The sequence below is a fragment of the Schaalia turicensis genome (assembly GCF_019380255.1).
In the GTDB taxonomy this organism is placed as follows: Bacteria; Actinomycetota; Actinomycetes; order Actinomycetales; family Actinomycetaceae; genus Pauljensenia; species Pauljensenia turicensis_A.
The window spans coordinates 940,419-953,800 of the sequence record NZ_CP048928.1; the positions used below are offsets into that span (position 1 = coordinate 940,419).

13 protein-coding genes and 1 tRNA gene are annotated in these 13,382 nt (G+C 55.5%); 2 read left to right on the top strand and 12 right to left on the bottom strand.

All coding sequences use genetic code 11. The annotated features are described in order from the left end of the window. Window positions 1-56 precede the first annotated feature (56 nt). On the bottom strand, window positions 57-2,765 hold the full coding sequence (gene polA, locus G5S47_RS04015) for a DNA polymerase I (protein ID WP_219585838.1): 2,709 nt from the start codon (window positions 2,763-2,765) through the stop codon (window positions 57-59). Between the two features lie 18 nt (window positions 2,766-2,783). Between polA and G5S47_RS04020 the strand changes: the two genes are divergently transcribed. After that, window positions 2,784-3,242: a PaaI family thioesterase gene (locus G5S47_RS04020; RefSeq protein ID WP_257878498.1), complete on the top strand. Its 459-nt coding sequence runs from the start codon at window positions 2,784-2,786 to the stop codon at window positions 3,240-3,242. Between the two features lie 77 nt (window positions 3,243-3,319). Here the strand turns inward: G5S47_RS04020 and G5S47_RS04025 are convergent. After that, window positions 3,320-3,393, bottom strand: a tRNA-Leu gene (locus G5S47_RS04025). 66 nt (window positions 3,394-3,459) lie between these two features. Between G5S47_RS04025 and G5S47_RS04030 the strand changes: the two genes are divergently transcribed. Then, window positions 3,460-4,053 carry an ANTAR domain-containing response regulator gene (locus tag G5S47_RS04030; protein WP_006681076.1) on the top strand — a complete coding sequence of 198 codons (594 nt, stop codon included), beginning with the start codon at window positions 3,460-3,462 and terminating at the stop codon, window positions 4,051-4,053. Window positions 4,054-4,167: 114 nt separating this feature from the next. On the opposite strand, the gene G5S47_RS04035 is transcribed toward G5S47_RS04030, so the two are convergent. The 10 genes from G5S47_RS04035 to mltG all read right to left on the bottom strand — a co-directional run bounded on the left by G5S47_RS04035 (window position 4,168) and on the right by mltG (window position 13,276). Continuing rightward, on the bottom strand, window positions 4,168-4,383 hold the full coding sequence (locus tag G5S47_RS04035; RefSeq protein ID WP_006681077.1) for a hypothetical protein: 216 nt from the start codon (window positions 4,381-4,383) through the stop codon (window positions 4,168-4,170). A 298-nt stretch (window positions 4,384-4,681) separates the two neighbouring features. Further along, complete coding sequence (gene pyk / locus G5S47_RS04040; protein ID WP_006681078.1) at window positions 4,682-6,127, bottom strand: pyruvate kinase; 1,446 nt, start codon at window positions 6,125-6,127, stop codon at window positions 4,682-4,684. A gap of 9 nt (window positions 6,128-6,136) precedes the next feature. Then, entirely contained in the window at window positions 6,137-7,066 is a 930-nt protein-coding gene (lgt, locus tag G5S47_RS04045; protein WP_006681079.1) for a prolipoprotein diacylglyceryl transferase, read from the bottom strand. Next, window positions 7,063-7,872: a tryptophan synthase subunit alpha gene (gene trpA, locus G5S47_RS04050; protein WP_006681080.1), complete on the bottom strand. Its 810-nt coding sequence runs from the start codon at window positions 7,870-7,872 to the stop codon at window positions 7,063-7,065. Before trpA ends, lgt begins: the two co-directional genes overlap by 4 nt. Beyond that, window positions 7,869-9,170, bottom strand: coding sequence for a tryptophan synthase subunit beta (gene trpB / locus G5S47_RS04055; RefSeq protein ID WP_006681081.1), 1,302 nt, complete (start codon window positions 9,168-9,170; stop codon window positions 7,869-7,871). The genes trpA and trpB overlap by 4 nt, the downstream gene beginning before the upstream one ends. 1 nt (window position 9,171) lies before the next feature. Further along, on the bottom strand, window positions 9,172-10,017 hold the full coding sequence (trpC, locus tag G5S47_RS04060; RefSeq protein ID WP_006681082.1) for an indole-3-glycerol phosphate synthase TrpC: 846 nt from the start codon (window positions 10,015-10,017) through the stop codon (window positions 9,172-9,174). A gap of 84 nt (window positions 10,018-10,101) precedes the next feature. Continuing rightward, window positions 10,102-10,467, bottom strand: a complete 366-nt coding sequence (gene hisI / locus G5S47_RS04065) for a phosphoribosyl-AMP cyclohydrolase (RefSeq protein WP_006681083.1) — start codon at window positions 10,465-10,467, stop codon at window positions 10,102-10,104. A gap of 136 nt (window positions 10,468-10,603) precedes the next feature. Next, a complete protein-coding gene (locus G5S47_RS04070; RefSeq protein ID WP_006681084.1) occupies window positions 10,604-11,311 on the bottom strand; it encodes a prepilin peptidase in 708 nt (235 codons plus the stop codon). Continuing rightward, window positions 11,308-12,135, bottom strand: coding sequence for a shikimate dehydrogenase (locus G5S47_RS04075; protein ID WP_219585839.1), 828 nt, complete (start codon window positions 12,133-12,135; stop codon window positions 11,308-11,310). The genes G5S47_RS04070 and G5S47_RS04075 overlap by 4 nt, the downstream gene beginning before the upstream one ends. A gap of 4 nt (window positions 12,136-12,139) precedes the next feature. Next, the gene (gene mltG / locus G5S47_RS04080; RefSeq protein ID WP_257878499.1) at window positions 12,140-13,276 is read right to left on the bottom strand and encodes an endolytic transglycosylase MltG; all 1,137 of its coding nucleotides are present in this window, start codon (window positions 13,274-13,276) and stop codon (window positions 12,140-12,142) included. Between the last annotated feature and the right edge of the window lie 106 nt (window positions 13,277-13,382).

Consider the following 13,382-nt stretch of genomic DNA (forward strand, 5'->3'; position numbering starts at 1 on the left):
AACGTGGTTTCGGTCGCGTTTATCTGTTACGGACACACATGTGATCACCCATCCACCTAGTGGGCGGCGGCCATCCAGTTCGCTCCCACTCCCACTGCGACATCCAAAGGCACCTTCAATTGGACTGGCGAGCTCATCTTGTCGCGGACAAGCTCCTCAGCCTGCTGACGTTCTTCCGGTGCTATTTCAAGTAACAATTCGTCGTGGATCTGGAGCAGTACGCGTGACTTCATGTCAGCCTGATGCAGAGCGTCGATGAGGTTGACCATCGCAATTTTCACGATATCCGCTGCACTCCCCTGAATCGGCGCATTCAAAGCAGCACGTTCGGCCATCTCGCGGCGCTGCCGGTTCGATGAGGTCAGGTCGGGCAGATAGCGCCTACGACCGAACATCGTTTCCGTGTAGCCATTGATCCGAGCCTCGTCGACGAGCGAATTCAGATAGTCGCCTACCCCCGCGAAACGTTCGAAATAGCGGTCACGCAACGCGGCTGCTTCGTGGACCGGAATATGCAGTTGTGCGGACAGACCGTACGAGGATAATCCATACGCGAGACCATATGACGTGGCCTTGATGCGAGAGCGTTGCTCACCCGTCACGTCTTCAACGGGCGTATCGAAAACCATCGCAGCCATCGTCTTGTGCAGGTCCTCGCCGGTAGCGAAAGCTTCGATCAAGCCCTCATCTCCCGACAAATGCGCCATGATGCGCATTTCAATCTGGGAATAGTCGGCGCTCATCAAAGACTCAAAGCCGGGGCCAGCAACAAAACCGGAACGGATCTTCAGACCATCTGGGCTACGAGCTGGAATATTCTGCAGATTCGGGTCCTTGGATGCCAAACGGCCAGTTGTGGTAACAACCTGTGAGAACGTCGAGTGAATGCGCCCATCGGGGTTGGTGGAGGAAATCAGCGTGTCCACCATCTGCTTCAATTTGATTCGATCACGGTGCATCAGCAACGAGTCGAGGAATACGAAGCCCGGACCACCCGAATCTCGCGTTTTTTCGCGCAAGTCAGCAAGAGCTTCAGCGTTCGTTGTGTAGCCGGTCTTCGTCTTCTTCGTCTTGGGAAGATCGAGGACCTCGAAAAGAATCCTCTGCAGTTGCTTGGGACTGGAAAGATTCACATCTTCACCAATCACATCAAGAGCACTCCTGCGGGCCGCATCAACTTCGAATCCCAGTTGCGTCGACTGGGAGCACAACTCGTCACTATCAACGGCAATACCTGTCGCTTCCATCTTCGCCAAGACCCTAGATACGGGAAGCTCCATCTGTGTCAGCAGGTCCAGTTCACCGTTATCCGCTAAAAGCGCGCTCAAGGTCTTCCACACAAACGGCAGGGAGTAGCAGATACGCGCGCATCGTTGAATACGTTCTTGAATCTCACCGCTGCCAACGATCTCGAAGAGAGCGTCCGTCTTCTTTTCTTCTTCGGGCAACTCAATGTTGAAATAGCGGTTCAAGATTTCTTTGATCTCGACGTTCTTCGAATCGGGGCGTGCAAGATAGGCGGCAAGCTGAACGTCCTTCGAAGGCCAGGCCATCGTCCACCCGTGTCCTGCCAAAGCGTGAGACAAGGCTTTGGCATCATGAACGACGTGCGAATCGCTCTGCTTCAGGACCTTCACTAAAGCCTGATCCTGCACCGGAGAGAGCGTGGTCGGATCAATGACAAGGACGCGACTTCCTGCGCTCAACGCAAGAAGATCGATGTGTCCATGAGCAGGGATCCCCTCCCCGTCGGCCCAAATCGCATCAATATGGCCGACCGAGCGTGCCCAGTCGGAAATGTCAGTAGCAGCGGAAGCGACCGACACCGTTAAGGGGGCCGTCCAAAAAGCCTGGTCGGCCTCGTTCCCCGATTCTTCTACTGAGTCATCGCCTACACTGACCGCAAGCACCTGGTTACGCAGGCGCCCAAACTCCAACGTATCGAACAACGCAAGCAATTCAGTCTTTTGAGTAGCCCCGGGGACAAGATCCCCCAGCTCAACCCCCAGGTCCAGATCCGTGAGCAGACGATTCAAACGACGATTACGCGCAACATCATCGCCATGTTCGCGCAGAGCCTCGCCACGCTTACCCTTCACCTGATCAGCATTCGCCATCAGGTTATCGAGGCCATCGAACTCGTTAATCAGCTTTGCCGCTGTCTTCGGTCCAATACCGGGAACGCCGGGCAAATTATCGGAGGTCTCACCGACAAGAGCCGCAATTTCCGGGTAACGGAACGGTGGGACACCGTACTTTTCTTCAATAGCAGCGGGCGTCATGCGCTTCAAGTTCTCGGTCGACGCACCCGGATAGAGAACCGTCACATTCTCAGTCACCGTCTGGAAAGAATCCCTATCCCCCGACGCGACCAAGACACGCATCCCGGCTTTCTCACCACGGTGAGCAAGCGTCGCCAAAATATCGTCGGCTTCGTAGCCGTCCTTGCGCAGGGAACGAATACCCATCAGTTCCAAAACCTGGCTAATCAGTTCAACTTGGCCTTTAAAGGGTTCCGGCGTCGCATCACGCGTTCCCTTATACTCCGGATACTCCTCGGTGCGGAAAGAATGGCGCGACACGTCAAACGCCACAGCAACATGGGTCGGCTTTTCCTCTTGGATCATCTTCACCATCATCTTGATGAAGCCGTACACCGCATTCGTATGTTGCCCCGAATGTGTCACGAAACGGTCAGCCGGAAGAGCATAGAAGGCGCGAAAAGCCATCGAATGGCCGTCGATAATCAGCAAAGTGTCACTCACACATGTAACCCTAGAGGTATGCATGGACAAACCGCACGACAAACCGCGCCCGATCCTTCCCACGATGGCGGATTCGTGGGCGCACATTGGCCACATTCCCTGATGGAAGCCATGCGAATGGACGTGTTAGAACATTCGCCCGAAAAAACAGTGATCTTAATGCCCGTCGAAGGAAACACCCAGTCAGCTGGGATTCTTCACGGTGGGGCAAGCGCAGCGCTCGCGGAAACCGCAGCATCATTTGCTTCCCAGATTCACGCTCGTAACGTTCACGGCGCCGATCGCGGGTTCGCGGTGGGCACTGAACTGACGATTTCCCACATCTCGTCGGTTTCTACCGGTCGAGTGATCGCGACGGCAACGGCTATTCACCTGGGTGGTTCATCGACAGTCCATCTTGTTGAAATAAAGAACGAGGCCGGGAAGCTGATTTCGTCGGCGCGCGTAACGAACCGGATTATGGCGCGACGAGCTTGATGGTTCCCAGCACACCACGATCAGCGAAATGAAAAGTGCCACGGTAGTACGAAAACTACCGTGGCGCCCTTCGCAAGTACCCCGAGTGGGATTCGAACCCACAACAAGCCGGGTTTGAGCCGACCGCCTCTGCCAGTTGGGCTATCGGGGCGTCGCCGTAATCGGCGCCGTTTAAGTTTATGATAGAGCTAGGAAACCTACAAACCGAGGATCAGTTATGACCACTGAAGTTCAAAACGAACCACGCCGCGTTCTTGTCGCAGAAGATGAGGGCCTGATTCGTCTGGATATCGTTGAAACCCTCACTTCTGCCGGATTTGAGGTTGTTGGTGAGGCCGCAGACGGTGAAGAAGCCGTCCAGCTTGCACTTGAGCTCGAACCTGATCTCTGTGTCATGGACGTGAAGATGCCCCGCATGGATGGCATCACCGCCGCTGAAAAGATCCTTCAGGAGCTTTCGTGTGCTGTCGTCATGCTGACCGCGTTTAGCCAAACAGAGCTTGTTGAACGTGCTCGCGATGCGGGCGCAATGGCGTATGTTGTGAAGCCCTTCAGCCCCGCGGATTTGATTCCTGCCGTTGAGATTGCCCTTTCGCGTCATCAGGAAATCGAATCTCTCGAAGAGGAGATCGCCGATCTTTCTGACCGTTTCGAAACGCGTAAGCGCGTTGACCGCGCGAAGGGCCTGCTGCAGAAGAACATGGGCATGACCGAGCCCGAGGCCTTCCGCTGGATCCAAAAGACCTCGATGGATCGTCGTCTGTCAATGCGCGAGGTCGCTGACGCTGTTATCGATCAGGTTGACGACTAAACCCGAAGGCTGACACAAACGGTGGCGGGCAGTTCTTTCGAACTGCCCGCCACCTTGAGTGTGTACTGGTCACAGCTACATCACCGTTTGAGTGAGGCCACTGCACCGTTCAGATCATGCTGCTTCGATCAGCTCAAGGCCGAGGAAGTCAGCTGCGCGTCCACGTGAACGCGGGTTGGAAAGATCTGAAATTGCGCGAGCAATACTCACATCAATCATTTCGTCAAACCAAGGCTTGACTGCATTGGCCAGCTGGTCGATATCCAGGTTGTTTGCCTGACGATTCAGTGCCTGAGAATGGACTGACACAGTCCGGGTACGCGTATTCATTTTTCTTCTCCATCATTCATTCATCAGACCGTATGCAGGTATGCGCGTTGTTCGCGCAGGCAACCTCATACGGTAGGTCGTATGTGCCGAAAGCTTTCTCAAATTCCCTCATCGGCATTCTTACTCGCCGTGGCACTCCCACTACCCTACACGATTTCGCGTAGTCCGCCATCGGAAGCGCCCCTTCGTGTTGCACGCCATGAAGTCCCTAGTCCATCACGAACAATCAAAGCGTCCGTGTCACGAATAAAAATGGCCAGACTACCGAAGCAGTCTGGCCACCTTTCACATGCTGGTGTCAGCGAAGTCCGCCACCGATTGAGTAGTCGACTTCATCGCCCACCTTGTGCAAGCGAAGCATGTTCGAGGAACCTGCGGTCCCCGGTGGCATACCTGCAACGATCACGAGTTCGTCACCAATTTCAGCGAGGCGCGACGACTGCGCAACCTGGTCGACCTGCCACACCATGTCATCGGTGTGACGGACCTCAGGAACGCGGTAGGTCTGAATACCCCACGTCAATGCCAGGCGACGACGCGTTGATTCCAGCGGAGTAAATGCGAGCATCGGAATCGGGCGACGCAGACGCGACATCATGCGAGCCGAAGCACCGGACTGAGTGAAGGTCACCAGGTAGCGAGCATCAAGATGCTCAGCAATCTGAGCGGCAGCTTCACAGATGACGGCCGCACGGTCGTTGACGAAGAAACCAGTCAGTGCGGCGATCATTTCGCCACCGTTTTCTTCGGTGGACTCGATAATACGAGCCATCGTGCGAACAGCTTCGATCGGGAACGCACCCACTGAAGTTTCGCCGGAAAGCATGACCGCATCGGCACCGTCAAGGATGGCGTTTGCACAGTCAGAAGCTTCAGCGCGGGTCGGTCGAGGATTCTTAATCATGGAATCCATGACCTGGGTTGCGACGATCACCGGCTTCGCAGCACGGCGAGCCAGTTCGATGGCGCGCTTCTGAACCAGCGGAACGGACTCGAGCGGCATTTCAACGCCAAGGTCACCGCGGGCAACCATGATCGCGTCAAACGCATCGACGATTTCCTGGAGCGCTTCGACAGCCTGCGGCTTTTCGATCTTGGCGATCACCGGAAGACGACGACCGTATTCGTCCATGATCGCGTGGACATCATTGATATCCTTTGCATTGCGGACGAACGACAGAGCGATGAAGTCTGCGTCGTTTTCCATTGCCCAACGCAGGTCCTCTTTATCCTTCTCGGAAAGAGCAGGAACGGACACTGCGACGCCGGGAAGGTTCAACCCCTTGTGGTCGGAAACTACGCCGGGGACCTCAACCTTGGTGATGACGTCGGTATCGGTGACCTCGACAACGCGGACTGCGACGTTTCCGTCGTCAATCAGCAGGCGATCGCCGGGAGCACAGTCACCAGGCAGACCTTTGAAGGTCGTACCAACGAGTTCCTTAGTTCCAGGCACGTCGCGGGTTGTGATGGTGAACGTGTCACCAACAGCGAGGACCTGGGGCCCTTCTTCGAACGTCTCCAGGCGAATCTTCGGGCCCTGCAGGTCAACGAGGATTGCAATGGCACGCCCTGAAGTCGCGGAAGCACGACGGACCTTTTCAATAACAGCTTCGTGCTCTGCAGCCGTGCCGTGTGATCGATTGATTCGGGCGACATCCATACCGGCGTCAACCAGTGCTTGGACTTGCTCCGAAGAATCAGTGGCAGGGCCGAGAGTACATACAATTTTTGCTCGACGCATAGCCCAAGTCTACCGTGATTGGGCGTCAAAACTCTTATCCTGGGATTCAATTTCAAGGTGATCGTTCCCATGTTCAGCGATTTTAGAAGCGTTTTCGCCACTTTCAGCAGGCACGAAGCGTTCGTCGCCCTGCAAGATAGTGGATCGTCCCAGTCTCCCGGCAACGAAGTAGACAACGAGGCCTAGCGCAAAAATGGCGAGCGATGTCCATACGTTCAGGCGCACTCCGAAGAAGGTGTGAGCCGTGTCGATGCGCATCATTTCAATCCAGCTTCGTCCAAGTGGATATGCGATCAGGTAGAGCGCGAACACCTGTCCAGAGGCGAAACGGAAACGACGATCGCACCACACGATGATTGCTGCCATCGTCAAATTCCACAGGCACTCATAGAGGAATGTTGGGTGAAACAGGGTTCCCGAGGCAAAACCATCGGGCAGATGCGCGTCGTCGATCTGCAAACCCCATGGCAACGTCGTGGGGCCACCGAAAAGCTCTTGATTGAACCAGTTCCCCCAGCGACCAATGGCCTGGGCGACCAGTAATGCTGGTGCAAGCGAATCAGCAAGCGGGCCAAGGCGCTTCCCGGAACGTTTCACTGCAATCCAAGCGCCGACTGCACCCAGAGCGACACCGCCCCAGATGCCCAAGCCACCTTCCCAGATTTGAATGATTCGAGCCGGATCACCGTTTGGACCAAAGTAGGCTTCGGGTGATGTGAAGACATGGTACAGGCGAGCTCCGATAATACCGATCGGGATCGCCCAAAGGGCCACGTCATACATCAGTTCAGGGTCACCGCCACGTTGTGCGTAGCGCTTGGACGTCCAGTAGACGGCGATAAACATGCCGATAACGATGATTAATCCGTACGCGCGTAGCGGTAGCGGACCGATGTACCAGACACCCTGCGACGGCGAAGGGATGGAGGCGCTGATCACAATCGGGCTCCTTTCACTCCTGAAACCAAGTCGTGAGCACGTTCTTCAAGAAGACGAAGGCCGCGGTCAATTGGCTCGTTAAACAGTGTCTTCACCAGTGCGGAGCCCACGATAACGCCGTCGGCGTACGCACCGATTTCTTTCGCCTGCTGGCCGTTCGAAATACCAAGACCAACGCACACGCGCTGAGCCCCGGCATCTCGCGTGCGTTCAACGAGGTCCTTGACGTGCTCTCCCACGGATGCGCGAGCACCGGTAACCCCCATTGTCGAGGCAGCGTACACCCAGCCTTCGCTATGCGCACTGATCAGTTCCAACCGGCGCCTCGGAGACGAGGGGGCGACAAGGTACGTGCGCTCCAAGCCGTATTCTTCTGCGCTTGCTTCCCACTGCGCCCCTTCTTCTGGAGGAAGGTCGGGGGTAATCAGACCGGAACCACCCGCAGTAGCAAAATCACGGGCAAAGCGCTCCACCCCCCACCACTCGACAGGATTCCAGTAGGTCATCACCGCGGTGGTCAGTCCATAACTGGTCAGTTCTTCAACAGCTCGAAACAGATCTTCAAGGTGAGTACCGTGTTCAAGAGCAGCAACTGTTGCCTTCTGAATCGTGGGTCCATCCATTCCTGGATCGGAATAGGGGAAGCCCAGTTCTAGTACGTCAAAACCACAATCTGCAAGGACTTTGCCCGCTCGAATGGAATTATCAACCGACGGAAAACCAACGGGAAGGTATCCGATGAGAGCTGCGTCGCCTCGTGAATGAGCTTCGTCGATGCGATGCCCAGCTTTCAATTCTTTGCTCACTTGCCCGCCTCTTCATCATCGTCCAACTGGGAAATGCCAGTCGAACCGGCACTGGGGTCAATCACTTGACGAGTCGCATGACCCAAGTTGAACCACTTCGATGCCGTGTCCACGTCTTTATCTCCGCGTCCCGACACAGTGACAATGGCAATCGGACCTTCACCTTCAGCAAAGGGACCGCCGTTTTCGCGAACCTTCTGCGCGGCCCACTGGCGGATACCTGCAAGAGCATGCGAAGACTCAATTGCGGGAATAATACCCTCGGTGCGCGATAGCAACCGGAAAGCATCCATCGCATCGGCATCGTTGATGGGAATGTAGCGAGCGCGACCGATCGCAGCGAGCCACGAATGTTCGGGGCCAACACCCGGGTAGTCGAGACCCGCCGAAATCGAATGTGATTCCTTCGTTTGACCGTCTCGTTCTTGAAGCAGGTACGTGCGGGCTCCGTGAAGAACACCGGTTTCATTCGCGGTAATCGAAGCGGCATGGCGACCGGTCTCAACCCCGTCTCCACCAGCTTCGCACCCGAGTAGTTCGACATCGGGATCGTCGAGGAATGCGGTGAAAGTACCGATTGCGTTCGAACCACCACCGATACATGCGCAGACGATGTCCGGCAAACGGCCTTCCATTGCCAGAAGCTGTGCTCGAGCCTCATCACCAATCACTCGCTGTAAATCACGAACAAGTTCCGGGAATGGATGAGGACCAGCCGCGGTACCGAAGATGTAGTTGGTTGTAGCTTCGTTCGTCACCCAATCGCGGAATGCTTCATTGATTGCATCCTTCAGAGTCTTCGAACCGGATGCTACGGCGACAACTTCCGCCCCAAGCATCTGCATTCGAGCAACATTCAGTGCTTGACGTCGAGTATCTTCTTCGCCCATGTAGACGGTGCACTCCAAGCCAAGAAGCGCCGCTGCAGTGGCGGTCGCAACACCGTGTTGCCCGGCACCGGTTTCAGCGATGACTCGGGTTTTGCCCAGTTCCTTCGTCAAAAGAGCTTGGCCAAGCACGTTGTTGATCTTGTGCGAGCCCGTATGGTTCAAGTCTTCGCGCTTCAAAAAGACGCGCACTCCCCCAAGCTCGCGGGAGAAACGAGGCGCCTCGGTCAGCAAAGACGGACGACCCGCATACCCAACAAACAGGTCACGAAGACGCTTCTGGAACGCAGGATCGGGCCACAAGCGCTTCCACTCACGTTCAATAACCTCGAGTGGTCCCATCAATGATTCGGCGACAAACCGTCCACCGAATTGGCCAAAGTAGGGGCCTTGAACGTTTGACAGTGCCACGTTACTTCTCCTCTAGAGCGGCGCGAACGCGCGCCTTACGGTCGGTCAGGAGAGCCGGATGAGAGCCGGCACATACCATGTCACGAATGGAGGACAACGGATCACCGCTGGTCACCAGAGCCTCTCCGACGAGAACAGCATCAGCACCCCACTTGGCGTATTCGAAAACGTCGTGGGGGCCTCGTACACCTGACTCCGCGACGGCGACAACGTCAGCTGGAATCACATCAATCACCTGGTTAACGGTGTCGCGGTCAACTTCAAGGGTCTTCAGATCTCGAGCATTGACCCCGATAATCCGTGCTCCCGCTTCGAGCGCTCGCAACGCCTCAAGACGCGAATGCGTTTCAACCAGAGCATTCATCCCAAGCGAATGGACGCGTTCCAGAAGCGAGATAAGTGCCGGCTGTTCAAGTGCGGCGACAATCAAGAGGACGAGGTCCGCTCCATGTGCCCGCGCCTCGTGAATCTGATACGGAGTAACAATAAAATCCTTGCGGAGCACTGGAATATCCACTGCGGCACGCACTGCATCAAGGTCAGCGAGGGAGCCAGAGAAACGACGTTTTTCCGTTAGAACAGAAATGGCGGTTGCGCCACCTTCTTCGTAGATCGACGCAAGACGCGCAGGATCAGGAATGCCAGCAAGAGCGCCCCTTGACGGAGAGGAACGCTTCACTTCGGAAATAATCGATACGGCGCCTTCGCGTTCCTTGAAGGCTGCGAATGCGTCATGGGCATCGGGGGCACGCAGTGCACGTCGCTTGATTTCGTCCATGGGGACGTGGGCCTCGCGCAAGGCAAGATCTTCACGGACACCTGCGATGATGTCATCTAAGACTGTCATGATTGCGCTCCTTCGCCACTACCGTCGTCAATTCGATGCTAGTGGGTACTAGTAGAGATACTGAAATGGGCTCATCATGTGTGCTCATACGTCACCTCGCTGACCGATGACTGCACCAAGGTCACCGCCTTCTTCGAAACAGGAACGCTTCCCCGTGTGACAGGCAACCCCAACCTGGTCCACTTCGATGAGCAACGCATCGCCGTCACAATCAAGACTGACAGCCTTCACAAACTGGAGGTGTCCGGACGTATCACCTTTGCGCCAATACTCTTGGCGACTTCGCGACCAGAAGGTCACTCGTCCTGTCGTCAGCGTCCGATGAAGAGCCTCGTCATCCATCCACCCGAGCATTAAAACTTCACGGGTATCCCACTGCTGAACGACAGCAGCAACAAGACCGGCAGAATCACGCTTTAAACGCTGAGCAATCGAAGGATCTAAAGTCATTCATCTATCTTGACACGAACAGGTCAACACGACCTCTGCCGTTCATTCTCCGGCTATAACGCCATCGCACACATCGAAGCGACCGGCCTCGTACCCTCAAAAAGAATGCGGTCAACTGCGTAGGCGAAAGAACCGCCTACTGCCACTGAAGAATCGCACCCCAGCCGATATACCCACCGGCAGCACCAAGAATCAGCCACGGTCCAAGAGGTATCCGCGCCCCGGTCCCCGCATTGCCGACGACCAATCGCCACAACGCGGCGCCACCGGCCAAAACGAAGGAAATAATCAAACCACCGTAGGCAGCTTGGATACCAACGCACCCAAGCAACGCTCCAAGGACAGGAGCAATCTTCACGTCGCCAAAACCGACACCGCCCGGGATCCTAGAAAGGATCCACAAGGGAACCGCCCAAATTGCCATCGACAGGACAATACGCACGATCACTTTCACGGGCGTTTCCGAGTGAAAAATCATGCCCAGCGCACCGAAGGTCACGCCGATCGCCATCGTAGCCGTGTATGCGTTGGGAAGCTTGTGCGTTCGAGCATCAACCAAAGCAGAGAGCGCCCCAATCATCGCAACCGACACAATAGCCGGTGCCGACGGTTTCAGTTGCAGCGTCACAATCGTTGCAGCCCCAAACAAAGCGGAGGTCCACACGATACCCGTGCGCTTATACGGTGTCAGCGTCGCTTCAATGAAATATCGGCGTTGGACGCGCCAGCCGTAGCGCCACAGCCAATAGATGATGATCAGCCATGTTGCGAGTGCTAACGCAAGCGACAAGTCCTGGACCGTTGTTGCTTCACGGACGCGCAGAAGACTTAAAAAATCGCTCATTGATGAATCACCTGACGCATCGCCTTCACATCAGCGTTCTTCCCCGTCATTAGCTGAACCTGAAGATGCGCTTGATGAAGAAGCATCTCGACACCGTAGACAACGCACGCGCCATTGGCTTCATACACCTGTACAAGCTGCGTGTCACGAGGCGAATAAATGACATCAAGCAGACACTGATCGGTTCTCGGGCTCAATTGCTTGGCAATATCATCGCCAATATGTGCGGGCAACGTAGAGATGAGGATGTCTGCCGAAGCGATCTCACGCATCACTCGTTCATGATCGCTGAAAAGAACCTGGTCAATCTCAACACCCAACCGCGTTGCTGCCACAACAATCGAACCCGGTCCGCCAAAACGACGCGCGATCACAGTTGTGCGAGTGATACCAAGCGTGCCCAAGGCTGCAAGGGACGAGGCCGCCGTCGCTCCACTGCCCAAGATCACTGCAGAATGCGGCGCATCACACCCCCTGCGCGCTCGAGCCTGATCGATAGCCATCACGATCCCGTGCACATCGGTGTTAAAACCGGTCAACACGCCTGCCGATGGGACAACGGTATTCACACTTCCAACCGCTTGGGCCAAAGGATCGCAGACATCAATCAAAGACATGATGTCCTGTTTGCACGGCATGGTCACGGAAAGACCGAGGCACCCTGAATCGAGCGAGGAGAGGAAAGACGGCAACGTTTCTTTCGTGACCTCGATTGTGCGGTACGTCCAATCAGAACCCACGCCGACAGAATCCCACGCTGCCCTGTGCAAAAGAGGCGATAGTGAGTGCTCAATGGGTGAGCCGATTACGCCAGCCCAACTCATTGTGTCAGCACTTCCCGGGGTTAGCTTCGCAGTAGTCCTTGAATTTCTTCTGATTGGCTTCGTGATCGGCCAGCGTTGAAGCAAACACTGTCTCACCCGTATCCAAATCAATGGTCACGTAGTACAGCCAGTCGCCATCCGCAGGATGCATCACGGCCTTGATTGCTGCCTCACTGGGCTGAGCGATCGGGCTCGGAGGAATCCCCTTATGAAGGTATGTGTTGTACGGGTTCTCATCCAGCAGATCGGAAGCGGTTGGTACGCCACCGGTTTTACCAACTCCGTAAAGAACCGTTGAGTCCATTTGGAGCAAGCCATGAGTCTCGTTTTCAGTATCAGCAAGGCGATTTTCAATCACTCGAGCGACCTTGGGCAGGTACTCGTCAAGATTCACTTCACGTTCGAGAATTGAAGCCTTGTTCAAAACAATTTCGCGCTGGTCTTCAGCGACACCGGCACTATCGAGCGTGGAAATCGTAGTGGCAACCATCTGGGCAACCAGAGTCACCGGAGTATCCGAAGACGCCACTTCGTATGAACCCGGAGCAAGCCACCCCTCAACGTTTCCCCCAGCCACATCGGGCAAACCAATAGCGCTGGCATCTTCAAATGCTGCGGTGACATCATCAAAGCTGAAATCGGTGACAGATGAAATACGCTCGGCAATTTCTGCCTTGGTTTGACCCGGAGTGACAGTCACCGTGTTATCAGACCTATTAGCGTCATCAAGCAATGCGGCAACCGCATCAGACGCCCTCATCTGCATTTTCAGCGTGTATGTGCCCGGACGGATCATTGTGGCTGCTTTATTCGCGTCATACGAGCGGATAAAGGCTGCAACGCTCTTGACGACGTCAGCATCAACCAGTGACTGACCGATTTCGGCACCTGTTTCGCCGACATCGATCGTCACTTCAACAGAGCCTGAACCCGGACCTGGATAGTCATCGTCCAATTGCGAGAAGGAAGATGAAGGCGCGGTCAGTTGGCGTACGGCATACACTGCTGCACCGCCAAGGAGAGCAATAACGATTGCCAGGATAATGAACGCGCGGATACGACGATTACGCTTACGACGGCGGGCTCGACGACGTTCTACTTCTAGGCGCCGAGAACGCATGCCGGTCGTTTCACTACTCACGGTTCCAAAAAGAGGAAGATCATTCGACTGTGGCGTTGCGGGCGGTGTCTGCGCGCGCTGGTGCGAAGCCTGAGTGCCTGCTCGTCCCTGTATATCTCGTCGTCGA